General features: G+C 54.9%; 25 protein-coding genes. 13 read left to right on the top strand and 12 right to left on the bottom strand.

Features of this window, described 5'->3' with window-relative positions:
- The first annotated feature begins 4 nt into the window (after positions 1–4).
- Positions 5–1,156 carry a lipid-A-disaccharide synthase gene (lpxB, locus tag GGR95_RS10810; RefSeq protein WP_184565774.1) on the top strand — a complete coding sequence of 384 codons (1,152 nt, stop codon included), beginning with the start codon at positions 5–7 and terminating at the stop codon, positions 1,154–1,156.
- A gap of 131 nt (positions 1,157–1,287) precedes the next feature.
- Here lpxB and mnmA read toward each other — a convergent pair whose 3' ends face one another.
- The gene (mnmA, locus tag GGR95_RS10805; protein ID WP_184565682.1) at positions 1,288–2,430 is read right to left on the bottom strand and encodes a tRNA 2-thiouridine(34) synthase MnmA; all 1,143 of its coding nucleotides are present in this window, start codon (positions 2,428–2,430) and stop codon (positions 1,288–1,290) included.
- A gap of 131 nt (positions 2,431–2,561) precedes the next feature.
- Here mnmA and sciP point away from each other — a divergent pair, with 131 nt between their 5' ends.
- The 5 genes from sciP (at position 2,562) to GGR95_RS19025 (ending at position 8,190) form a co-directional block, all read left to right on the top strand.
- Entirely contained in the window at positions 2,562–2,840 is a 279-nt protein-coding gene (sciP, locus tag GGR95_RS10800) for a CtrA inhibitor SciP (protein WP_184565680.1), read from the top strand.
- Between the two features lie 102 nt (positions 2,841–2,942).
- The gene (gene ctrA / locus GGR95_RS10795) at positions 2,943–3,650 is read left to right on the top strand and encodes a response regulator transcription factor CtrA (RefSeq protein WP_184565678.1); all 708 of its coding nucleotides are present in this window, start codon (positions 2,943–2,945) and stop codon (positions 3,648–3,650) included.
- Between the two features lie 91 nt (positions 3,651–3,741).
- A complete protein-coding gene (gene ligA / locus GGR95_RS10790; RefSeq protein WP_343042211.1) occupies positions 3,742–5,877 on the top strand; it encodes an NAD-dependent DNA ligase LigA in 2,136 nt (711 codons plus the stop codon).
- A complete protein-coding gene (gene recG / locus GGR95_RS10785; protein WP_184565676.1) occupies positions 5,874–7,964 on the top strand; it encodes an ATP-dependent DNA helicase RecG in 2,091 nt (696 codons plus the stop codon). The genes ligA and recG overlap by 4 nt, the downstream gene beginning before the upstream one ends.
- A gap of 97 nt (positions 7,965–8,061) precedes the next feature.
- Positions 8,062–8,190, top strand: coding sequence for a hypothetical protein (locus tag GGR95_RS19025; protein ID WP_281395944.1), 129 nt, complete (start codon positions 8,062–8,064; stop codon positions 8,188–8,190).
- A gap of 208 nt (positions 8,191–8,398) precedes the next feature.
- On the opposite strand, the gene GGR95_RS10780 is transcribed toward GGR95_RS19025, so the two are convergent.
- A complete protein-coding gene (locus tag GGR95_RS10780) occupies positions 8,399–8,845 on the bottom strand; it encodes an iron-sulfur cluster assembly scaffold protein (protein WP_184565674.1) in 447 nt (148 codons plus the stop codon).
- 75 nt (positions 8,846–8,920) lie between these two features.
- Here GGR95_RS10780 and hisI point away from each other — a divergent pair, with 75 nt between their 5' ends.
- Positions 8,921–9,277 carry a phosphoribosyl-AMP cyclohydrolase gene (gene hisI, locus GGR95_RS10775; protein WP_184565672.1) on the top strand — a complete coding sequence of 119 codons (357 nt, stop codon included), beginning with the start codon at positions 8,921–8,923 and terminating at the stop codon, positions 9,275–9,277.
- A 9-nt stretch (positions 9,278–9,286) separates the two neighbouring features.
- Here hisI and gluQRS read toward each other — a convergent pair whose 3' ends face one another.
- From gluQRS to GGR95_RS10750, 5 genes are all read right to left on the bottom strand, one after another.
- On the bottom strand, positions 9,287–10,162 hold the full coding sequence (gene gluQRS / locus GGR95_RS10770; RefSeq protein ID WP_184565670.1) for a tRNA glutamyl-Q(34) synthetase GluQRS: 876 nt from the start codon (positions 10,160–10,162) through the stop codon (positions 9,287–9,289).
- Entirely contained in the window at positions 10,159–10,764 is a 606-nt protein-coding gene (locus tag GGR95_RS10765; protein ID WP_184565668.1) for a class I SAM-dependent DNA methyltransferase, read from the bottom strand. The genes gluQRS and GGR95_RS10765 overlap by 4 nt, the downstream gene beginning before the upstream one ends.
- 18 nt (positions 10,765–10,782) lie before the next feature.
- The gene (gene trmFO / locus GGR95_RS10760; RefSeq protein WP_184565666.1) at positions 10,783–12,132 is read right to left on the bottom strand and encodes a methylenetetrahydrofolate--tRNA-(uracil(54)-C(5))-methyltransferase (FADH(2)-oxidizing) TrmFO; all 1,350 of its coding nucleotides are present in this window, start codon (positions 12,130–12,132) and stop codon (positions 10,783–10,785) included.
- A 341-nt stretch (positions 12,133–12,473) separates the two neighbouring features.
- Positions 12,474–13,793, bottom strand: coding sequence for a cytochrome-c peroxidase (locus GGR95_RS10755; protein WP_184565664.1), 1,320 nt, complete (start codon positions 13,791–13,793; stop codon positions 12,474–12,476).
- A 96-nt stretch (positions 13,794–13,889) separates the two neighbouring features.
- On the bottom strand, positions 13,890–14,675 hold the full coding sequence (locus GGR95_RS10750; protein WP_184565662.1) for an enoyl-CoA hydratase: 786 nt from the start codon (positions 14,673–14,675) through the stop codon (positions 13,890–13,892).
- A gap of 59 nt (positions 14,676–14,734) precedes the next feature.
- On the opposite strand from GGR95_RS10750, the gene GGR95_RS10745 reads away from it, so the two are divergent.
- Positions 14,735–15,175: a PaaI family thioesterase gene (locus GGR95_RS10745; RefSeq protein ID WP_246423352.1), complete on the top strand. Its 441-nt coding sequence runs from the start codon at positions 14,735–14,737 to the stop codon at positions 15,173–15,175.
- A 111-nt stretch (positions 15,176–15,286) separates the two neighbouring features.
- Here GGR95_RS10745 and GGR95_RS10740 read toward each other — a convergent pair whose 3' ends face one another.
- Entirely contained in the window at positions 15,287–15,520 is a 234-nt protein-coding gene (locus GGR95_RS10740) for a DUF1127 domain-containing protein (protein ID WP_184565661.1), read from the bottom strand.
- A 97-nt stretch (positions 15,521–15,617) separates the two neighbouring features.
- Between GGR95_RS10740 and GGR95_RS10735 the strand changes: the two genes are divergently transcribed.
- Complete coding sequence (locus GGR95_RS10735) at positions 15,618–17,033, top strand: aminotransferase-like domain-containing protein (RefSeq protein WP_184565660.1); 1,416 nt, start codon at positions 15,618–15,620, stop codon at positions 17,031–17,033.
- Here the strand turns inward: GGR95_RS10735 and GGR95_RS10730 are convergent.
- Both GGR95_RS10730 and GGR95_RS10725 read right to left on the bottom strand, forming a co-directional pair.
- A complete protein-coding gene (locus GGR95_RS10730) occupies positions 17,030–18,067 on the bottom strand; it encodes a hypothetical protein (RefSeq protein ID WP_184565659.1) in 1,038 nt (345 codons plus the stop codon). The two genes, GGR95_RS10735 and GGR95_RS10730, sit on opposite strands and share 4 nt — an antisense overlap.
- A complete protein-coding gene (locus GGR95_RS10725; protein ID WP_184565658.1) occupies positions 18,067–18,375 on the bottom strand; it encodes a hypothetical protein in 309 nt (102 codons plus the stop codon). The genes GGR95_RS10730 and GGR95_RS10725 overlap by 1 nt, the downstream gene beginning before the upstream one ends.
- A gap of 241 nt (positions 18,376–18,616) precedes the next feature.
- Here GGR95_RS10725 and rplM point away from each other — a divergent pair, with 241 nt between their 5' ends.
- From rplM to GGR95_RS10705, 4 genes are all read left to right on the top strand, one after another.
- On the top strand, positions 18,617–19,078 hold the full coding sequence (gene rplM, locus GGR95_RS10720) for a 50S ribosomal protein L13 (protein WP_184565657.1): 462 nt from the start codon (positions 18,617–18,619) through the stop codon (positions 19,076–19,078).
- Between the two features lie 2 nt (positions 19,079–19,080).
- Positions 19,081–19,569, top strand: a complete 489-nt coding sequence (gene rpsI / locus GGR95_RS10715; protein ID WP_184565656.1) for a 30S ribosomal protein S9 — start codon at positions 19,081–19,083, stop codon at positions 19,567–19,569.
- Between the two features lie 117 nt (positions 19,570–19,686).
- Entirely contained in the window at positions 19,687–20,073 is a 387-nt protein-coding gene (locus tag GGR95_RS10710; protein WP_184565654.1) for a hypothetical protein, read from the top strand.
- A gap of 133 nt (positions 20,074–20,206) precedes the next feature.
- On the top strand, positions 20,207–21,190 hold the full coding sequence (locus GGR95_RS10705) for an LLM class flavin-dependent oxidoreductase (RefSeq protein WP_184565652.1): 984 nt from the start codon (positions 20,207–20,209) through the stop codon (positions 21,188–21,190).
- 12 nt (positions 21,191–21,202) lie between these two features.
- Here GGR95_RS10705 and GGR95_RS10700 read toward each other — a convergent pair whose 3' ends face one another.
- Both GGR95_RS10700 and ppk2 read right to left on the bottom strand, forming a co-directional pair.
- Positions 21,203–21,820 (bottom strand): TetR/AcrR family transcriptional regulator, encoded by a 618-nt coding sequence (locus tag GGR95_RS10700; RefSeq protein ID WP_184565650.1) that lies wholly within the window; start codon positions 21,818–21,820, stop codon positions 21,203–21,205.
- Positions 21,813–22,682 carry a polyphosphate kinase 2 gene (gene ppk2, locus GGR95_RS10695; RefSeq protein ID WP_184565648.1) on the bottom strand — a complete coding sequence of 290 codons (870 nt, stop codon included), beginning with the start codon at positions 22,680–22,682 and terminating at the stop codon, positions 21,813–21,815. Before ppk2 ends, GGR95_RS10700 begins: the two co-directional genes overlap by 8 nt.
- Between the last annotated feature and the right edge of the window lie 21 nt (positions 22,683–22,703).

The following is a 22,703-nucleotide window of genomic DNA, read 5'->3' as shown; positions in this document are numbered from 1 at the left end:
CGCTTTGCGTGTGTTTATTCTGGCTGGTGAACCCTCCGGAGATAAACTGGGCGGGGCGTTGATGGCAGGGCTCAAGGTTTTGCGACCTGACGTTGTGTTCGAAGGCGTTGGCGGCCCGTTGATGCAAGCCGAAGGGCTGGTCAGCCGCTTTGACATGAGCGAGTTGAGCGTGATGGGCTTGGCTGAGATTTTACCGAAGTACCGCCACCTGAAACGCCGTATTACACAGACTGCGGATGCGGTGCTGTCTATGCAGCCCGATGTTTTGATCACTATCGACAGCCCGGACTTTTCCTTGCGCGTGGCCAAATTGGTCAAAGCCCGCAGTACAATCCGCACGGTTCATTACGTTGCGCCCACGGTTTGGGCATGGCGTGCTGGACGTGCTGCAAAAATGGCACGTCATATCGATCAGGTCTTGGCATTGCTGCCTTTTGAGCCGCCATATATGCAAGCTGCTGGCATGCGCTGTGATTTCGTGGGTCACCCTGTTGTGGCCGAGCCTGTTGCAACATCTGCGGATGTCGCTGCCTTTCGGGCCACCCATGCCATCGGGGATGCGCCGATGCTTCTGGTCTTGCCTGGCTCGCGTCGCTCTGAAGTGGCGCGGCTGGGAGAGGCCTTTTCCGCTGCTGTCGCCAAGATTAAGGCGCAGCATCCGACATTGAAAATAATCGTGCCTGCCGCCGCACCTGTGGCCGACGCGGTTCTGGCCCTGACGGCGGATTGGCCGGAGACAACCGTGCTGGACCCGCGCACGGGTGACTATAATATCGCGATGGATGAAAAACGTGCTGCGTTTGCAGCGGCGGATGTGGCACTTGCGGCATCAGGCACAGTGTCATTAGAGCTGGCTGCGGCGGATACGCCAATGGTGATCGCTTATGACATGAGCCCGCTGAGTCGCTTTATCATCGGGCGTATGTTGCTGGTAGACACTGTTACCTTGGTAAATTTGGTTTCGGATACACGTGTCGTGCCAGAATGTATTGGCAAAGACTGTCGCCCAGACAAGATTGCACAGTCGATCAGTGACGTTATGGCTGCTCCTGATGGGCAACATGCAGCGCTGGCCCTGACGATGCAGCGCTTGGGGCAGGGTGGCACAGCCCCCGGATTACGGGCCGCGCAGGCCGTTTTGGATGGAATCGGCTAAGCGCTCATCTGAGATTTCGGGAAATCTTACGACCGACTGCCAGCCGTTCGGCACTGCGGAACCGTAAAATGAGTGGTATTTAAATTGAATTGATCGGACAACAGAGGTCATCCGATCAATATTTGCCTGTTTTAACCGCGATGAATCCAGCCGCCACCAAAGATGCGGCTGCTATCGGGGTCATAGAAGACACAGGCCTGTCCGGGGCTGATCCCTTCTTCGGCGTTGACCAATTCGACTTCGGCAGTGGTATCAGAGATAGGGCGCAAAATGGCGTCTGTGGGGGGGCGAGTAGAGCGAACGCGCACTGCGACATGCCATTCCTTGCGTGACATCAGCGGTTCATCCCCCAGCCAATTCACCTCTTTGATCGGCACGGTGCGGGTGGCTAGCATGTGCTTCGGGCCCACCACAACCTCGCGGCGATCCGCATCCAGACGCACCACATACAAGGGATCAACCAAGCCACCAATTCCCAGACCACGGCGCTGACCAATCGTGTAATTGATCACGCCATCATGTTTTGCCAACACGTTTCCATCGGTATCTACAATGTCACCCGGTGCTGCAGCTTCGGGCCGTAACTTGCGAATAACAGAGGCATAATCGCCATCTGGGACAAAGCAAATATCCATGCTGTCAGGTTTGTTCGCCACCCGCAGGCCGTATTTTTCTGCCAGCGCTCGTGTCGCGTCTTTAGAAGGCAGATGGCCCAAGGGAAAGCGCAGATAATCCAATTGGTCGGGCGTGGTGGAGAACAAGAAGTAACTTTGATCGCGGTTGGCATCAGCGGCGGCATGTAGTTCGGCGCCATTTTCGCCCATCATGCGCTGGATGTAGTGACCGGTGGCCATGCAATCGGCTTCTAGGTCTTTGGCGGTTTCCAACAGATCTTTGAACTTGACCCGCTCATTACAACGGATGCACGGCACGGGGGTTGCACCGCCCAGATAACTGTCAGCAAATTCGTCTATCACCGCGTCTTTAAACACATTTTCGTAATCAAGAACGTAGTGAGGAAAGCCCATATCTTCGGCCACACGGCGCGCATCGTGGATATCAATCCCCGCGCAGCACGCGCCTTTTTTAGCCAGCGCAGCACCGTGATCGTAGAGCTGGAGCGTCACGCCAACCACATCATATCCTTCTTCGGCCAGCATCGCGGCCACAACCGAGCTGTCGACCCCGCCTGACATTGCGACGACCACGCGGGTATCGGCAGGCGCTTTTGCAAAGCCGAGTGAGTTGAGTGGCGGGAGTTGATCTAGGGGCATGGGGGCTTACTCTTTCGGGGAAGTACTCTAATGGAATATAGGAAAATGTGAACTACTCACAAGGGGGGGCTTTACTTGTCTTTAAGGGGCTGACTGCATTTGTAACGGTGAAACGATTACGGTGGTGAGTAATGTATCTAAAGAAAGTCGATGGCCCGCGTTCGGTAAACACGGCCGATGGAACAATTATGACCCTTGCAGATTTGCCTGCTGCCACGACGCGCAGGTGGGTGGCGTCACGCAAGGCGGCGGTGGTGCGGGGGGTTCTTTACGGCTTGTTAAGCAAAGATGAAGCCCTGGCGCGTTACGGTCTAAGTGAAGATGAATTCATTGAATGGGTACGTGCGGTGTCCAGCCATGGAGAAGGGGCATTGAAGGCTACAATGTTGCAAAAATATAGGCTACCATAGGTTGGGGTATCATTGACCGATACAATCTTCACGAGTGGTTAACTTTTTTTGTTCACGGTTAATGCAGGAAATTATTGAAACTCTGCGGAGGAGGAACAAAAAATGCGCGTGCTGCTCGTTGAAGACGACCCAACTACTTCCAAAAGCATCGAATTGATGCTGACCCATGCCAACCTTAACGTCTATGCGACGGATCTGGGTGAGGAAGGGATCGATCTGGCCAAGTTATACGATTATGATATCATTCTGCTTGATCTGGATTTGCCAGATATGAACGGCCACGAGGTGTTGCGCCAGTTGCGTGTCAGCAGAATTGAAACACCGATCTTGATCCTTTCAGGGGCGGATGACACGGAAAGTAAAATTCGTGGTTTTGGGTTTGGCGCTGATGACTATTTGACCAAACCTTTCCATCGGGAAGAATTAGTAGCACGCATTCATGCGATCATCCGCCGCTCCAAAGGGCATTCGCAATCGGTCATTGATACTGGACTTGTATCGGTCAATCTGGATGCAAAAACGGTAAGTGTTGAAAGCAATCCAGTCCATCTGACGGGCAAGGAATACCAGATGCTGGAGCTGTTGAGCCTGCGCAAGGGTACGACACTGACCAAAGAGATGTTTTTGAACCACCTCTATGGCGGGATGGATGAGCCAGAATTGAAAATTATTGACGTATTTATCTGCAAGCTGCGCAAAAAGCTAAGCACTGCCACCGGAGGCTCGAACTACATCGAGACTGTCTGGGGACGCGGTTATGTGTTGCGTGATCCCGCTCCGGTAGAGATGCCAATCGCGGCCAGCGCCTAAAAGCTGGGAGTAGGGGTGCAAACACCCTAGACCTGCCACGGGTTGATCCCTATCTAAATGCGGATAGGCGGCAACCCGAAGGCAGGTTTTTGTGACCCTCAAATCAGACATTTCCGAACTCTGCGTAGATACTCTCAACGAAGAACAGGCGCGGACCGCGCTCGAAAACCTTGCTGCGCAGTTGGTTGCAGCAAACACAGCGTATCATACCAACGATGCACCTGAAATTTCCGACGCAGAATTTGACCTGCTCAAACGCCTGAACGCAGATATTGAAAAGCGTTTTCCAAACCTCAAACGAAGCGACAGCCCCAGTGATCAAGTTGGTGCAGCTGTCGCAGCGGGCTTTGGAAAAATCACCCATAGCGTCGCCATGCTGTCGCTCTCCAATGCTTTTAGCGACGAAGATGTGCAGGAGTTTGACGGATCTGTTCGTAAGTACCTTGGTTTGGCTGCGGATGCTTCGCTGTCGTTCACGGCAGAACCAAAGATTGATGGCCTTTCGCTTTCGTTGCGGTATGAAAATGGCATCTTGGTACAGGCCGCCACGCGGGGCGATGGATCGGTTGGTGAAAACGTTACGGCCAATGCGCGCACAATCTCTGATGTACCTCACGAAATCACAGGCGCGCCAGAGGTTCTGGAAGTACGCGGCGAAGTTTACATGAGCCATGCGGATTTTGCGGCCCTTAATGCAAGGCAAGAAGAACGTGGCGGCAAGACATTTGCAAACCCGCGCAATGCTGCTGCGGGATCGCTACGTCAACTGGATGCCGAGATTACACGCTCGCGACCTTTGCGGTTTTTCGCATATGCTTGGGGCAGTATTTCGGCCCCCTTAGGGAACACACAATGGGAGTCGATTGAACATCTTTCCAAACTTGGCTTTTCGACAAACCCGCTGACCGCGCTCTGCGCGGGACCTACGGAAATGATCAACCACTACCGCGATATCGAAGCACAGCGCGCGGGTTTGGGGTATGACATTGACGGTGTTGTCTACAAAGTAAACGATTTGGCGTTACAAAACCGCCTTGGATTTCGGTCGACCACACCCCGCTGGGCCATCGCGCATAAATTCCCGGCTGAACTTTCTTGGACACGCCTTGAAGGGATAGATATTCAAGTGGGCCGCACAGGTGCGCTCAGCCCTGTGGCGCGACTGACGCCCGTGACTGTGGGCGGTGTGGTTGTCTCAAATGCGACGCTGCACAATGAGGATTACATCAAAGGGTTGGATAGCAAAGGCCAAGTGATCCGTGAGGGCAAAGATATTCGAATTGGTGATCTGGTTCAGGTCTACCGTGCGGGCGATGTGATCCCCAAGGTGGCGGATGTCGATATCACCAAACGCCTCGATGGTGTCACGCCTTTTGAATTCCCACAAACCTGTCCGCAATGCGGTAGCGATGCCATCCGCGAACCGGGGGATGCGGTGCGTAGATGTACGGGCGGGCTGATTTGCCCTGCGCAAGCTGTCGAAAAGCTCAAGCACTTTGTATCGCGGGGCGCCTTTGATATTGACGGTCTGGGCGCCAAGCAGGTTGAACAGTTCCATACCGATGGATGGGTGACCGAACCTGCGGATATCTTCACCCTCCAAGAACGTTTCGGCAGCGGCGTGCAGCAATTGAAGAACCGCGAAGGCTGGGGCGATAAATCGGCGGCGGGGCTGTTTGCTGCCATTGATGCCAAACGTAAAATCCCGCTTGCCCGTCTGTTATTTGGTTTGGGCATCCGCCATGTGGGCGAATCCGCGTCAAACATGATTGCGCTGCACTATGGCACATGGGCGGCATTGGAGCAGGCAATGGACGCAGCGCAACCGCAAGAGGGCGCTGCATGGGATGATTTGGTTGGTATTGATGGCATGGGCGCGGTGATGGCTGGGTCTCTTGTCGGTGCCTTTGCACAAGAGGCAGAGCGTGCTTCGATCAATCGGCTGGTGGCGCAACTGGATGTCCAAGAGGCCGTGCGCGCCGACACTTCTGGTTCACCTGTTGCGGGCAAGACCGTGGTGTTTACAGGCACCCTTGAAAAGATGACCCGCGCCGAAGCCAAAGCCAAAGCGGAGAGGTTGGGTGCAAAGGTATCGGGGAGCGTGAGCGCCAAAACCGATATTTTGGTTGCTGGACCCGGTGCCGGATCAAAGGAAAAGAAGGCGATAGAATTGGGCATCCAGATATTGGATGAAGACGGCTGGCTTGGGCTGGTTGACGGGCTATGAGCACACGGCCAGAACCGCTATTCCCTTTGTTTGCAGGGCTGGAGACGCTGACGGGGATCGGCCCTAAAACCGCGCAGAACTTCTCTGGCTTGGGAGTAGTCGCGCCGCGTGATCTGTTGTTCACATTGCCACAATCTGGAATTGACCGACGTTTGATTGAAACCGTTCAGGGCGCAAATTTCCCTGACACCTTGACGGTGGCGGTTACCATTGGAAAACACTATCCGCCGCGCAACAAAACGGGTGCATACCGCATTCACGTCGAAGACGCGCAGACCACCTTTCAGCTGGTGTTTTTTCATGCCCGCGGCAATTATTGGGAACAACAATTACCCGAGGGCAGCCGCCGCATCGTTTCTGGGCGGGTTGAGTTGTTTGATAGTGTTCCGCAGATGGTCCACCCTGATTTCACAGTGGCCGAGGAAGAAGCCGACAGCATCCCCGTTTTTGAGCCAGTGTATCCGCTGACCCACGGCGTCACGCAAAAGCTGATGTACAAAGCGACACGCGGCGCTTTGCAGTTAATCCCGCCGATGGGCGAGTGGATTGAACCCAGTCAGATTACCAAAACGGGATGGCCTGATTTTGCAGCCGCTTGTGAAACGGCCCATGCGCCGCAAGCGCTAAGCGATGTTACTTCAACCTCTCCTGCGCGAGAACGGTTGGCATATGATGAATTGCTGGCCCATCAGATCACGCTTGCCTTGGCCCGTCAGGTTGAACGCCGCAAAAAAGGCCGCGCGGCCCAGCCTACAGGTAGATTGCAAGGCAAAGTGCTGGAAGGTCTTCCCTATAGCCCGACGGGGGCGCAAAGCCGTGCCATTGCTGAGATCACAGCGGATATGGCCACAACCCATCGCATGAACCGTCTGTTGCAAGGCGACGTAGGCGCGGGCAAAACGCTGGTGGCTTTCATGGCGCTGTTGGCGGCAGTGGAATCTGGCGGGCAGGGTGTGTTGATGGCTCCGACAGAAATTCTAGCACGGCAGCATCTGCAAGGCTTGCGTCCGATGGCCGAGAGCGCGGGCGTCGTGCTGGAAATCCTGACAGGCCGCGATAAAGGGGCCGAGCGTGCAGCCAAGCTTGCCGCGCTTGAACGTGGCGATATTCATATTCTCGTCGGCACCCATGCGGTGTTCCAAGAGAGCGTTGTTTTCCACGATTTGCGCCTTGCTGTTGTGGACGAACAGCACCGATTTGGCGTTCGCCAACGGCTGGAACTGGGCCGCAAAGGGCGGCAGGCAGATGTCTTGGTGATGACCGCCACGCCGATTCCACGCAGTCTGGCTTTGGCGCAATACGGCGACATGGATGTAAGCGTGCTGGATGAAAAGCCACCGGGGCGCAAACCGATCCAAACCGTTTTGGTCAGCACTGACCGCTATGATCAGGTCATTGATCGGCTGCGCGCGGCTATCGCTGACGGGCGGCAGTGTTATTGGGTTTGCCCCTTGGTTGAAGAGAGCGAGGTTAGCGATCTGACGGCTGCCGATGCGCGGTTTAAACGGCTGCGTGCGGTGTTGGGTGAGGGCGTTGTTGGTTTGGTTCATGGCCAGATGCCGCCCGCTGAGAAAGACGCGGCGATGCTGGCGTTTCAGCGCGGAGATACCAAGCTGTTGGTCGCGACCACGGTGATCGAAGTGGGCGTGGATGTGCCTAATGCCTCGATTATGGTGATTGAGCGCGCAGAGAGTTTCGGCCTTGCACAGTTGCACCAGCTGCGCGGCCGTGTCGGGCGGGGGACAGCGGCGTCTAGTTGCCTTTTGATGTTCCAAAACCCGTTGTCAGAAACAGGCCGGCAACGGCTCGAAGTGCTGCGCGAGACCGAAGACGGTTTTGTGATTGCCGAAACGGATCTGAAAATGCGGGGAACGGGCGATTTGATTGGCACGGCGCAGTCCGGAGTACCGCGTTTCAAAGTTGCTGATTTGGAAAAGCAGGCAAATCTGATGGCAGTGGCACAGTCTGATGCACGTGCGCTTCTTACCAGCGACCCGAGTTTGGAAGGTTCGCGTGGGCGTTCCGCGCGGTTCCTATTGTGGCTGATGCGGCAGGATGAGGCGATCCGTTTGATTTCAGTGGGTTAGTATGGATGTTCTAAAAAGTTCACAAATGTTCTCATAAAGTTCTTTACAGAATCTTTAGAATATGAGAACAAAGGTGCAACAAAGAACGGAGAGAGACATGACCTTCTACCAAACAGTCAAAGCCATTGCACAACGTTCACAAGACACTCTTGTGCAGGATGCAGCAGGTGCTGCCGCATTGATTGTTATGCTGGTTGTTGGTTTGCATCTTCCCGCTCTTGTTTGATTTTCTGCCTGCGCTCTCATGCTAGGGTCGGTTTACCGGCGCATTTGTCCCAAATTGATGCGCTATACATGTCACTTCCTGCCTGTTCGTGACATTTAAGGGAATTGCCTTCCCTAAACCGTACCTCTGGGTCCCCATGGGAAACGCTTTTCCTGCGCCGCCATCCTGTCCCGGATGTGCGGCGTTTTTTTTGTGACGGGCGTCTGGTTTATGTGACGTCTTGTGCGCTTTCCATCGCTTCGGCCAAGGCTTCAATGCTCAGCAGGATCGAGGCATGGCGGTTTTTGTATTCGACGGCAGGGGTCAGTACTTCAAAGCCGTCAAAAGGGGCATCAGGCACACCGCCTTGACCCTTCAGCATGGCCTTCAACTGATCGCGCCCCAGTTGCACCGCCGCAAGGCTGGCACCCTCCGAGGCGGCGCCGGTGATCGCTGCAGCCGCTTGCCCCAAGGCGCAGGCTTTTACGTCTTGGCCCAAAGCAGTGAGGTGACCTTCCTTCACTTGAACATCAACCGTTACAGTTGACCCGCACAAAGGCGAGCGACGGGTAACCGTGGCGTCAGGCGCGTCGAGACGGCCCAGATGCGGAATATCCGCAGCCAGCGCGAGTATGCGGCCAGAGTAAAGCTTGATCAGATCACTATCGTTGGACATGGTATTTCCTTTGCTTATCCCCTACATAAGCCGTTAACCCGCAGATGCAAAAACTTTTGAACAAGGCGCAACACCATGGCATTTGACCCCGCAACATTGATCTATAACGATGCGGGGTTGATCCCTGCCATTGCCCAAGACCATGAGACAGGCGAAATCCTGATGATGGCTTGGATGAACGCCCAAAGTGTGATGAAGACGCTGGAAAGCGGTCAGGTGACGTATTGGAGCAGGTCACGGCAAGAGTTCTGGGCAAAGGGCGCCACATCGGGGCATGTTCAGACATTGATCGACATGAGAGTCGATTGTGATCGTGATTGCCTGTTGATGCAGGTGAACCAAGTCGGCGCAGCATGCCACACAGGGCGGCGGAGCTGTTTTTATACCGAAGTGTCGCTTGAAGGTGAGGTTGATCTTACATCCGTGGATTAAGTTTGCCACTTAGTCCATTGTGATGGAACGTATTTCTGTAGGCATTATGCCTTCTTTTCGGAAGAGGGAAATTGCCCGTGCATCGTCTCGTTTCGCCAATCGTTTGCCGTTCTCATCGCGGATCAATCGGTGGTGATGGTATGTCGGTGTCGGCAATCCCAGAATTTTTTGCAAAATGACGTGGATTATCGTCGCGTCAAACAGATCAGCACCGCGCACCACATCCGTGATCCCTTGGGTTGCGTCATCCAGCACAACAGATAGATGGTAAGATGTGCCCATATCGCGCCGCGCCAGAACGATGTCACCGACATTGCGCAGCATGTGTGGGCCATTGGCCTTCACCACGCCCCGGTGATCGGGGTGAAGGGCCTCATGAAAGCTAAGAGGGTTTGGCTGTGACGTGTTTTGACTGGTTTGGTGCAATGCCTGCGCCATATTCAGGCGCAAGACAGCATCGACTGGGCGTTTAGTCGTCTGCTGGTGTTTGCCACGGCATGTCCCCGGATAAATTACCCCGTCTGGCCCCAGCAACGGCGCACCTTCTTGGGGGGCGGAAGTCGCAGCGGCGATATCTGCGCGGGTGCAGCGACATTCGTACAGCAGCCCTTGCTCCCAAAGGGTATCAAGCGCCTTTGCATAGGTGTCCAACCTGTCGGATTGTCGCATCACAGGCTGCGCCCATCTGATCCCCAGCCATGCCAAATCATCGTAAATTTGCGTCTCCCATTGAGGGCGGGCGCGTGTTTGGTCTATGTCTTCGATCCTCAGAACAAAGTCACCCTGTGCCGCCAAACTCATATCATAGGCAAGCAGAGCAGAATACGCATGGCCAAGATGCAAAGGCCCGGTCGGAGATGGGGCGAATCTGGTCTTAAAACTCAAGCTTTTTCAATTACATATGCGGTGGAGCTGATCCCTTTGGCGGGGAGGTGTGTACCGTGTTCAGCAAAGAGCAACCGCGCAGCACCACAATCAAGCCAGTCATTCAACATGCCGATGTTTTTAGGTTCTGCCAGAGATAAATCATTAAGCGAAAACACAAGCTTACCGCCAGAAGGTAATCCACGAAGTAAGGTGTTCAAAAGGGTCATGTGCCCTGCACCCGTGCCGATCACGCCAACAGCGCTCATCAGCCTGTAAGGCGTATCGATAGATATGTCTTCTTCGACAAGTGCCAGATCACGATAGATGTCTTTTTCCCGTGCCTTTTCAAGCATGTTAGGAGAGACATCAGCGCCGTCTAGCGTGTCAAAGCCTACTTCTCGCAATGCTTGGCCGCTCAGCCCTGTGCCGCATCCGAAATCCAGCACTGGCTCAGTTTTATCATCAGCAAACTGAGCTAATGCTTCGGCGCAGCGGCGCGGCGTTGCATAGCCACTTGCCGTGATGTCCGCGTCATAAGACGCGGCCCATTCTTGATAAATTGCGCGCAGATCTGCTGGGTCATCCGCCGTATAGATTCTGTCCAAAAATGTTTTGATCATAATTCTATTTTAAGGGCGTTAACCTTCTTGTCCAGTGCTTAGCCATGATTGCCAATCCAATTTGGCGCGATCAGTGTAGGCTTTGTAGCGATCTTTCCGACCACGTCTGCCGCCTTTCAGGCCCTCAACAGGTGGGAAAAGTCCGAAATTCACGTTCATCGGTTGAAAGGTCTTGGCTTCAGCGCCGCCAGAAATATGGGTGATCAGCGCGCCTGTGGCGGTGGTGGGCGGAGGTGTGTCGATCTGTGTGCCCAAAATCTCGGCAGCGGCCATGCGGCCTGCCAGCAATCCCATCGCTGCGCTTTCGACATAACCTTCAACGCCGGTAATCTGTCCTGCAAAACGGATGTTAGGGCGTGATTTCAGCCGCATCTGACCATCCAGAAGCGTTGGGGAGTTGAGGAAAGTGTTGCGGTGGATGCCCCCCAATCGGGCAAAGCTGGCGTTTTCCAATCCCGGAATGCGTTTGAATACTTCGGTTTGGGCACCGTATTTCATTTTGGTCTGAAAACCGACGATGTTATAAAGCGTGCCCAGTTTGTTATCGCGGCGCAGTTGAACCACGGCATAGGCTTTGACGTCAGGCTGATGTGGATTTGTCAGGCCCACAGGCTTCATCGGGCCAAAGCGAAGTGTTTCGCGGCCACGTTCTGCCATCACTTCGATGGGCAGGCATCCGTCAAAATATCCCGCGGTCTCATTCTCGTGAAACTCGGTTTTTTCCGCTGCGGCAAGCGCATCAATGAACGCGTAATATTGATCTTTGTCCATTGGGCAGTTGAGATAGGCAGTCCGCTCTTCCTCGGTCTCGCCTTTATCATAGCGCGATTGCATCCATGCTTTGCTCATGTCGATGCTGTCATGGTAGACAATCGGAGCGATGGCATCAAAAAATGCCAATGCTTCCGCGCCTGTTTCGGCTGCAATTGCGGCGCCCAAGTTACTTGATGTCAACGGACCTGTTGCAATGATCCAATGGCCCGTATCAGGCAGCGCTGTAATTTCACCGTATTCGACTGAAATATTGGGATGCGCCATTATGGCATCTGTCACCGATTGCGCAAAGGGGTCACGATCAACCGCCAACGCGCCGCCCGCAGGCAAGCGGTGCTTTTCGGCAGTTTGCATGATCAGCCCGTTGGCTTGACGCATTTCCCAATGCAGCAGCCCCACAGCGTTCTGCTCACTATCATCCGAGCGGAAGGAATTGGAGCAAACCATTTCGCCCAGCAATCCGGTTTGGTGGGCAAAGGTTTCCACCTGCGGGCGCATTTCGTGGATGACCACTTTGATGCCAAGGTGGGCGGCCTGCCATGCGGCCTCTGATCCGGCCATTCCGCCGCCGATGATGTGTAATGTGTTATCCATGATGTGCAGATATGTCAGCACGCGCAGCGGTGCAACAGGGTGCGTGACAGCTATGTTCGAATTTGAAGTTGGGATATTTGTCCGGGGAGGTGGCTCGTTTTGGGGTCGCCGCTGCGGGGAGAAGGGGGATCAGATGAGAGTCTGATCTGGAGGGATCTTCCGCCGGCGGCGACCCAAAAAGGGCAGCACTTTCTGCTGTGCCTCACTTGTGCCTTATTGCTGCCCGATTTGCGAGAGGCAATCTGGCAACACTGCGTTGTTGATTTGGCAACAATCTGGAGGACAACAAAAAAACCCCGACGAAAATACGCCGAGGGCTTTGATTTGAAAGTAGATTTAGATCAGGATGGGGGCGACGTGGTATCCATGTTCAACCCCGAGGGTACCGAAACTGGTGCGCCAAGCCCACGTTTCCCCGCATCGGGATCCGTGAGTGCACCGAGGAATGACATAATTTTGTCTATTTCGATTTGCTCCAATGCGACATCGGTGATCTCGATGGCTTCTGCAATGCGCATCACCTCGTCAAAGTTATCGGTTGCTTGCCAGTCATCGACGGTCAATGCGTTGGACAGGCGTGCATTGCTGCGGTCATATTTGGCAAGGCCCTGTACCGCGTTCAGATGATGCCGCACCATGTCTTCCAGATCGGTGTAAGCGCCGTTATGGCCGTAAGGGGCCGTTTGGGTGATGTTGCGCAGGGAGGGCGTGCGAAAACGGTACATGTCCTCTGGTTCGCCAGTCACCATGCCGCGGCCTTTATCAACGGCGTATTCCGCTTTTCCTGGTCCGAACTGGGGCATGCCGATGGCATGAAAGTTGTGATCGGTTTGAAACGGGCCGCTGTGGCAGGTTGAACAGCGGGCTTTGCCATAGAACAGGTCCATACCCTCCAGCTGCGTTTCGGTGAGCGCGTTTGCGTCATTGGCAAGGTATTTGTCAAAGGGGCTATCTGTGGCGCGCAACTCGGTGCTGATAAAGGCGGAAAGGGCTGTGCCGATGTCATTGATATGAAGTCCAACGGTGCCCAGTGCGGCAAAGCGCTGGCGGTAGTCGGGGATATCATCAACGCGCCGTGCCAGAATACCCCACGCCCCGCCTGCGCCTGTAATCCGCTCGGCTGCCACGGCATCTGCGACGTCATTTTCACCTGCGTTGCCAGCCATTTCCGAAGGGGATAGAATTGGAAGGATGTTTTGGGCTGCCAACGCCGAGGGCATGGGCCGCTCCAGTGTGCGGCCTGCTGGCATCCTGATACCGTACATTGCAGTGCGGTTTTTCTCTGTTCGCCCATCATGGAACATGACGGTGAATTCTTTGGCGCCCAGATTGAAGAGAGCAGGCGAGTTACGCGGAATACGTTCTTTGGGGGCGTTCGCCGTATCAATACGCCGCCCCATCCCCAAACCGATGCCGCCTTCGCCAAATGACAGCGACATGGCATCAGATGTTCCCATTGAAGGGTGATGGCAAGTCGCGCAGGCGATGTTTTTATTGCCAGACAGGATCGGATCAAAAAACAGATCACGGCCCAATTCGACCAATTCGGGGGGAAAGCTGTTAAAATCATCGTCCGAGACCGGAGCAGGCAGCGGACCCGCCATTGCGGGCACGAATCCCAGCAGGGCGGCAGCCAGTGTGCCAAACGACAGTTTAACCATTACACCATTCCTCACAAACTTGTGAGGTGACTATCTTAATTTTGCCTTAATCTCGACAGACGCTTTGGAAAAACACCGTAGCGCTGGGGGAAACAGTTACTGATCCCAATCCGGTGCGCGTTTTTCGATGAAGGCTTGCATGCCTTCATCTGTCTCGCTGAGACGCAGGTTTTCAACCATGACGTCGCCAGTGTAGGCATATGCAGCGGCTGTATCCATCGATAATTGTTCATAAAACGCCCGTTTCCCAATCCGAACCGCCGCGCTGAGTTTGGTTGCAATCTGGTCCGCAAGAGCCGCCGTTTCTGTCGCCAGAGCTTCGGGCGCGACCACACGGTTGACCAACCCCAGTTCCTCGGCGCGGGTGGCGTCGATGAAATCACCGGTGGTCAGCATTTCAAACGCCTTCTTGGGTGCGATGTTGCGGCTCAGCGCGACCATCGGCGTTGAGCAGAACAGCCCGATGTTGACCCCGTTCACGCCAAAACGCGTACCTTCGGCAGCAACAACCATGTCGCAGGTCGCCACCAGCTGACAGCCTGCAGCGGTGGCGATGCCATGGATTTGGGCGATGACGGGTTGGGGCATGCTTTGGATGCGCATCATGACTTTGGTGCAGCGGGCAAATAGATCGGCAAATGCGCTTGCACCTGCGTCTTCATTCTGGCGCATGGCTTGCATCTGGCGCAGGTCGTGGCCCGCGCAAAACGCCTTGCCTTGGCCTGATATGATGATGACGCGGCAGGTCGGATCATCTGCCAGTTGATCCAGCGTCTCTTGCAGCGCTGCAAGCATCTCGTCACTCAGCGCGTTTAAGCGCTCGGGGCTGTTCATCGTCAGATGTGTGACCGCGTCCCGTTGCGTTACTTCCAAAATTCCCATCTTGCGCCCTCCCAGCGTTAGGGCAACTGTACCTACAATACTTAGGGGAGGACAAGAGTATGGCCGAGACAGGCAAAGTGATGATGGACGTGCCGGAGATGAACGCATTTCTGGCGCAGGTGTTTGAGCAAGTGGCCGATGATTTCAGGGTGGAGGAAATCAAACCCAACGAGGTGACGGTGCGGATGATTATTGCAAACAGACATCTGCGGCCCGGCGGCACCGTATCGGGGCCTTCAATGTTCGCGCTGGCGGATGTGTCGGCTTATATTGCAACTCTGGCGATGATCGGGCCAAAGGCGTTGGCGGTGACAACCAATTGTTCACTGGATTTCATGCGCAAACCTGCGGCGGGCGTAGATTTAATTGCCACCGCCAAGCTGCTTAAGCTGGGCCGCCAGTTGTCTGTTTCACATGTATTGGTACATTCCGAAGGGATGGAAGCACCCGTGGCGCAGGCAACAATGACCTACGCCATTCCACCAGTTAAGATCGGATAGGGGTACAATTTTGATTCAATCCAAGATTGTATCAAAAGATGGTTTATAATGAAAAAGGGGCAGGGGTGAACCCTGCCCAAGTGAAGAGGTCTGGTCTGCACCACGGGGATGTCATGCCTTCCAGAACACCTTCCGCGCCTCATCATAAGCCGCAGCAGGTGTAAGTCCCAAATCGTCAAGCTGCCATGCCTCTAGCTGATCTAGGGCCAGTCGTGTTTGACGTCGGGTCACCCATTTTGTCACGCAGGCTGCAAACTTGATGCTGACCACCGCCAGCAGCGGGAGGCTGCGTGCTGTGTTAAGGACCGTAAGGGCATCAGAGTTCATCGTTACTGCACGTGTCATGGGTAAATCTCCTTGAAAATTGTATTGACACAATTTGGCAAATTGCCGTACAATATTGGTACAATACAAAATCAAGCAGTTCTATGGAAACATTGTAATGGATACAATTTGGGCCCCCGAGGTTGATCTGGCTGTAAAGCCAAAATACCGGGCAGTGGTGTTGGCGATCCGCAAAGGCATCGCATCGGGGGAATTGGCGGCGGGGAATAAGCTGCCGCCGGTGCGGGAATTGGGTTGGAAGCTAGAAATGACGCCGGGCACCGTGGCGCGTGCTTACACCGTGCTGACAGAAGAGGGAGTGCTGACCGCTGAGGTCGGGCGCGGTACTTTTGTGACGGCGCGCAAGGGGACACCCCCAGCGATTTATCTTGAGATGGAAGAGGATGTGATCGCCCATCAAACGGGGGGGGATAACTTTGAGGTGAGCCTCTTCTCGCCGCATCTGCCAAATGGCGGACAATCCAAATTGATCCGGACACTTTTGGCGCAGGTTGCAAATGATCCGCCGTCCGGCGTGATGCATTACCCCTCGCGGCGCGGCGCACAGCCTGCACGTGAGGCGATGTTGCACTGGTTGCGCGATACTCAATTAGGGCCGCTGACCGAGGCCGACATTGTGCTGTCACACGGCGGACAGAACGCGATCATGTTGATTTTCCAAACGATCCTGAAAGGCCGCCGTCCGGTGATCTTCGTAGAAGAGCTGTGCTATCCGGGGTTTCGCCGTGTGGCTTCGGCATTGCGTGCGGATGTTGTGCCTGTGGCGATGGATGAAGACGGGGTGTGCCCGCTTGCCCTTGCTGCCGCTGCGCAGCGGTATCCTGATGGCCAGATGATCTGCACTTCTCCCGAAGTCCACAGCCCCACATGCGGCTTTACGCCGTTGGCGCGCAGGCGCCAGATTGTAGAAGTGGCGCGTCAGTTCGACCTGCAAATCGTAGAAGATGACTGTTACCGTATTGGGGCCGCGCAGGCACCCGGTTATCGCCAGCTTGCGCCCGAACGCGGTTGGTATATTTCCTCGCTCAGTAAATCCATAACGCCTGCGCTACGCCTTGGCTGTGCCATTGGGCCACGCGCCCAAACAGGGGCGCTGCACCGTGCTGCTGAACATGGTTATTTCGGGCTGGCCACCCCGATGAGCGATCTTGCTGCTGCCTTGTTGTTACACCCTGAAATTGACGCGATCACAGAGCGGACCAAAGCGGGCATCGGTGAATATGTCAAAGTGGCGGTGAACGCGCTTGGCGGGTATGATTTACGTTGGCGCCCGGATGTGCCTTTTGTCTGGCTAAACCTTCCCGAAGGCTGGCGGGCCAGTGCCTTTTGCCGTGCCGCCGAAACCCGCGGCGTTAGGGTGCGTGCCTCGGAGGAGTTTGCTGCCCGCAATGCTCAAACGCCACATGCGGTGCGTATGGCGATTAACGCAGGGGTAAGTTTACAAAGCTTTGAGGCTGCAATGCTGCGCCTGCGCGAGTTGCTGGATAATCCCACCGAGGAAATCGGCGTCTAGAGCCAGCCCGCCGCGCCCCACATGATGCCAAAAGCCATGGCTGCCGCTGTGAGAGCGCCAGAATAGAGCGCCATTTTCCAGATTGAATAAGGACGTTCGCCAAAGGTACGGCCATCTATGCCCGAAACGACGATCTTTTTGGCGCGGTTATTGTAGGTATAGTGCAAGATCCAGACAGGCAGCAAAATACGACGATAATGGATGCCTGTGGTATCGGTGGCGTATCGAATATCATGCACGCCGCTTTCGTTGATGTAGGTTTTGATGTGATTGCGGATCAGCAGTTTCTTGTCCGGCTCATTGGCAATCAGGCCCTGCGCTACGCTTTGATGATGCCGCTCGGCGGCAAACCCGGCCAGATACCCTGCACGGAAAGGGCGCAGAGCGGTTGGATCAAAGTCATGTAAGATGCCGTCGCGGATAAGAGGTGTTACATGCGGTGACGCGGGCATCAGCAGATCGTCGAATGTCATCACCAGCTTGCCAGAGGTGGTGTGGGTGCGTTTGCTGTCGCCGCTGCCTGTTGTGTATTTCGCCCAATAATCAACCGCTTCATAGCTGTCAAAGGTCCAGAACGGGGCATAAAGTCCCGAGACAACAGCGCCCGACACAATCTCGGTCAGATCATTGGGCGCAGCCACCCGTTGTGCAGCCCATTTTAGGGCGCATTTTTGCGCCAGTGGAGCCTCTATCTGAAACGGGATCAATGCCATGGTGTCATATCCGACATCGCCGCTTTGCAGGACCATGGGGCCGTTACAATAAGGGCAATTCTCGGAAAGGGCAGGGCCGGTGAAAACCACCTCGCCGCCGCAGTTTGTGCATTGATGGGTTTGGCTGGCGGTGATGTTGGGCGTGTCAGTCTGAGGTAGATCAGGATTGTGGTGGAATTCCTCTTGGGCCAGATAGTCATCAGGGCGGGCCAGATTATAGACCGCACCACAGCTGAGACATGCCAAGGCCTGATCCGTAGGTGAATACTGGCATTGCCCGCCACAGGTGACGCAATTAAGCGCGGAATGATCCTCGGTCATCAATCAGAATCCCCCAGTGCCGCTGCGATTTCCAGCAATATCCGCAGGCGCAGCCATGATCTTTCTATAGCCGCCCCCAAATCGCCGGATACCCCCCAATCTCCTATGATGGTCGCAAAAAACCAGACGGCCATGAGCCAGAATGCAATGGCGGCCCAGCCTGCAATCCCTCTGATCCAGCTGGCCGATCCGCGGCGCAGTTCGTGACGCGCCTCGCGTACCGCGATCAATTTTCGAATTTGCGGCAGGCCTGCAACTGTGGACAGCACAAACAAGGCAATTGCGGCTAGGAAAGGGAGGATTGGCATCAACATATCCGCACTGTATTGTCCAAGCGCGTCGGGCTGCCAGCGGGAATTGCACCATTTGGCCGGATTTTCCAGTGATTGAGGTGTTGTTTTGTGGGGTAAAATGATACCTTAATTTTAAGACATTGATTTAAAACGGTTAATTGGATTTTGTGCCGCTTGACGTGGCCGCTGCCATAGTTATAACCCGCCCATCACATCGGGGCATCTGTCCCGTCTCACACTAGCGGGATTACCGTACATGAAAACCTTTTCTGCAACACCGGCAGACATCGACAAAAAATGGATCATCATTGATGCTGAAGGCATCGTGCTGGGCCGTTTGGCATCGATCATCGCCATGCGCTTGCGCGGCAAGCACAAGCCTTCTTTCACACCTCACATGGATTGCGGCGATAACGTCATCGTAATCAACGCCGAGAAAATCCAAATGACCGGCAAGAAGCGTGAAGAAATGTTCTATTGGCACACCGGCCACCCAGGCGGGATCAAAGAACGCTCCAAGCAAGACATTCTGGATGGCAAGCACCCAGAGCGTATCGTGACTTTGGCCGTTAAGCGCATGCTGCCCGGCAACCGTCTGAGCCGCCAGATCATGACCAACCTGCGTGTATACGCCGGTGGTGAGCACCCCCATGAGGCACAAGAGCCAACCGTTCTGGATGTTGCATCCATGAACAAGAAAAACACGCGGAGCGCATGAGCATGTCTGATCAAATCAACACACTCGAAGATCTCGCATCTGTAGCCGGCGTTGCCGCAACTCCAGAAGTTGAACTGACACCACGTGAGCCCGTTCGTGACGAATTCGGCCGCGCTTATGCAACCGGCAAACGTAAAGACGCTGTTGCACGCGTCTGGATCAAGCCAGGTTCCGGTAAGGTTATCGTAAACGGCAAGCCGCAAAACGAATATTTTGCGCGCCCTGTTTTGCAGATGATCCTGCAGCAGCCTTTCGGCATCACCGGTACGGATGGCCAATTTGACGTCTACGCGACAGTCAAAGGCGGCGGTCTTTCTGGTCAAGCGGGCGCGGTTAAGCACGGTGTTTCCAAAGCACTGCAGCTGTATGATCCCTCCTTGCGTGGCGCATTGAAAGCCGCTGGCTTCCTGACACGCGACAGCCGCGTTGTTGAGCGTAAGAAATACGGTAAAGCAAAAGCGCGTAAGAGCTTCCAGTTCTCCAAGCGTTAAGTTTTACGACTTTCTTGGAAAAGGCCGCGCCGCAGGGTGCGGCCTTTTTCGTTTGTGATTGCGGGTTTGGTTGCATTGTTATTGCATATCAAAGGTGTAGGGCGTTACCTGTGCCATATGATGAGAGAAAAAGAGGCACAGATGATGTTCTATAAAATCGGAATTTTCGGCGCCGTACTGATGTTGGCAGCCTGTGGCACACCAGAGTATCGGGCAGAGCAGAGCCAGTGCCGTACAACATGGAATGCAAAAATCCCCCCACGGCTTGAGCGTGAGTTGTACACTCGGACGGAAACAAGACGCGTACCGACGGGGCGCACCATTTGTCGGCCTCAGGGCAATCGTACCATTTGCGATCAGGTGATGCGGGTTGAGAGCTTTTCCGTGCCCGCGGTGCGCACGGTGGACCGTAACAAACCCAGACGCGATGCTCAGATCAAAGCCTGTGCGCAAAACACCTGTTTGAAAAAGTTCGGCAATCCCGAGTGCAAAGCGCCTAAATAATCAGGCGTCACGAAATTTTAAAATTGCAGCGCGAAATAAATGCCATGCCGAAAGACGTGGCGTTTTTCGGCGCGTGGCCTTTTAAGGCGAACGGCGCGTACTTATAGTTGTATCAAGCGAAAAGGAACCTCTCATGAAATATTCCATCCTTGATCTATGTCCTGTCCCCGAGGGCAGCACTGCCGCGCAGGCCATGCGCAATACGGCTGATTTGGCACAACAGGCCGAGCGCCTTGGTTATCACCGTTTCTGGATGGCAGAGCATCACAATATGCCCGGTATTGCCTCGGCTGCGACAGCCGTGCTGCTGGGGCATGTGGCCAGTCAGACCAAGACGATCCGTGTGGGGGCAGGTGGCATCATGCTGCCCAACCATGCGCCGCTGACAATAGCCGAGCAATTCGGGACCTTGGCCACCCTATACGGGGACCGGATTGATTTGGGTCTGGGCCGTGCACCCGGGGGCGATCACGCGGTATGGCAGGCGCTGCGCCGTGGCCGCAGTGGAGAAGACAACTTCCCCGCCGAAGTGGACGAATTGATGCGTTATCTTGGGGATGCTGACCCCAAAGCAGCGGTTCAGGCCCATCCGGGACAAGGCACCCATGTGCCTTTGTGGATTTTAGGGTCGTCACTCTATGGTGCGCAATTGGCGGCGCATTTCGGGTTGCCTTATGCATTTGCATCGCATTTCGCACCTGACGCGCTGGAGGACGCCAGCCATATCTACCGCCGTGATTTCAAACCCTCGAAGTCACTCGTTGCGCCCAAGTTTATGTTGGCCGTGAATGTGATCGGGGCGGAAACAGATGAGGAGGCAGCCTATCTGCGGACCTCGGTCCAGCAAGCATTTGCGCGGTTGCGTAGCGGTATGCCAGGGAAACTGCCTGCGCCCGTACAAGATATTGACGCCGAGATCGGGCCAGCTTTGCGGCGCGGTGTGGATCAAGCTTTGCGGATAACGGCCACAGGCAGCGCTGAAACCGTGCAGCGGCAACTCGCAGAACTGGTCGCCAAATACAAACCTGACGAAGTGATCCTGACGGGGCAAATCCACGATCACACTGCGCGACTGCGCTCGTTTGAGATTGCAGCCCAAGTGATGCAGAGCCTCTAGCGTAGCCGTATTTTACGCGTCTGGTGCAATCAGGCCAAGGCCGCGCAGGTAAATGCCAATCCCCGATTCAAGTAGATCTTCGGGCGGGAATGGCGATGCGCGGCCGGGGGAGTTGCGGGCGAATAGCTCAACCACGCCATGGCTCATCGCCCAGATATGGGCGGACACCATGCTGGCGGGGGGGCGTTTTTCTGGCGGAATATGTTGGCTGAGATCACTGGCAGCTTGCTCCAGCACCGCATTGGCACGGTTCGCAATCGACGCCAGCGCTGCCGAACGGTTGATTTGCACGCCGCTTTCGAACATCGCGATGTAATGGCCCGGATATTTGCGGGCAAAGGCCAGATAGGCGCGGCCAGTGGCCTCAAATGCTTTCAGGGCCGAGGGTTGGCGGCTCTCATAAGCGTATTGCATCAGGTCGCCAAAAATCTCGTATCCTTGTAACGCAGCCTCGGCGATCAGCGCCTCACGCCCGTCAAAATGACGGTAGACAGCCGCAGGGGTCACACCTGCCTGCTTTGCTGCCTCGGATAGGGTAAACCCCGTTGGTCCGCGCTGTTCAATCAGCATCAGTGCTGCATCTACCAGTGCTTGGCGCAGGTTGCCGTGGTGATAGCCGCGTTTAGACATCCCAAATCTCGGGTCCGCCACAGATCGACGTGTCAATTTCTCCAATGGCGTCAGTGTCTTTTCGGTCATAATTAAAATGATGCAGCACTGTACGGATGGCGTTCAAACGTGCGCGGCGTTTGTCATCAGAGCGCACAACAGTCCACGGCGCGTGAATCGTATGGCTACGTGTCAGCGTGTCTTGGATTGCTGCGGAATATTCGTTCCATAGGTGCAGCCCTTTGACGTCAATTCCAGATAATTTCCAGTGCTTTAAAGGGTCACTCTCACGTGCCAGCATGCGTTGCAATTGTTCTGCGCGGCCCACGTTAAGCCAAAATTTAAACAGATGTACACCATCCTCGACCAGCATTTGCTCAAAGGGTTGTACTTGCATGAAAAACTGCGCGTTTTCGTCGGGGGTGCAAAAGCCAAACACTGGCTCTACTACACCGCGATTATACCATGAACGGTCAAACAAAACCATATCACCTGCGGCAGGCAAGTGGCTGATATAGCGTTGAAAATACCACTGGGACTGTTCGGTTTCTGTGGGTTTGCTCAGGGCAACAACACGGGCTTTACGTGGATTAAGGTTGAGGAGGAAACGACGGATTGTGCCGCCTTTTCCTGCAGCGTCACGGCCTTCAAACACAATCGCAATACGCGTACCCGTTTCGCGCACCCATGCTTGCAATTTGACCAGCTCAATCTGAAGCGCATCCATCTCGCGCTCATAGTCGTTTTTGTCCATCCGCTCATCATGCGGGTAGGTGTCTGACAGGACATCATCCTTGTCAGCAGATTTGATGGCATTATGCACGGATTTAGGTGCATCATCTTGATAATAAGCGCTAATTGCGCCGTCAAAAGGCAGGTCCATATGGGATCTCCTGAGTAAGAT

Source organism: Sulfitobacter undariae, from assembly GCF_014196805.1.
Lineage (GTDB): Bacteria > Pseudomonadota > Alphaproteobacteria > Rhodobacterales > Rhodobacteraceae > Sulfitobacter > Sulfitobacter undariae.
This window is presented reverse-complemented; position numbering and strand designations above follow the sequence as displayed.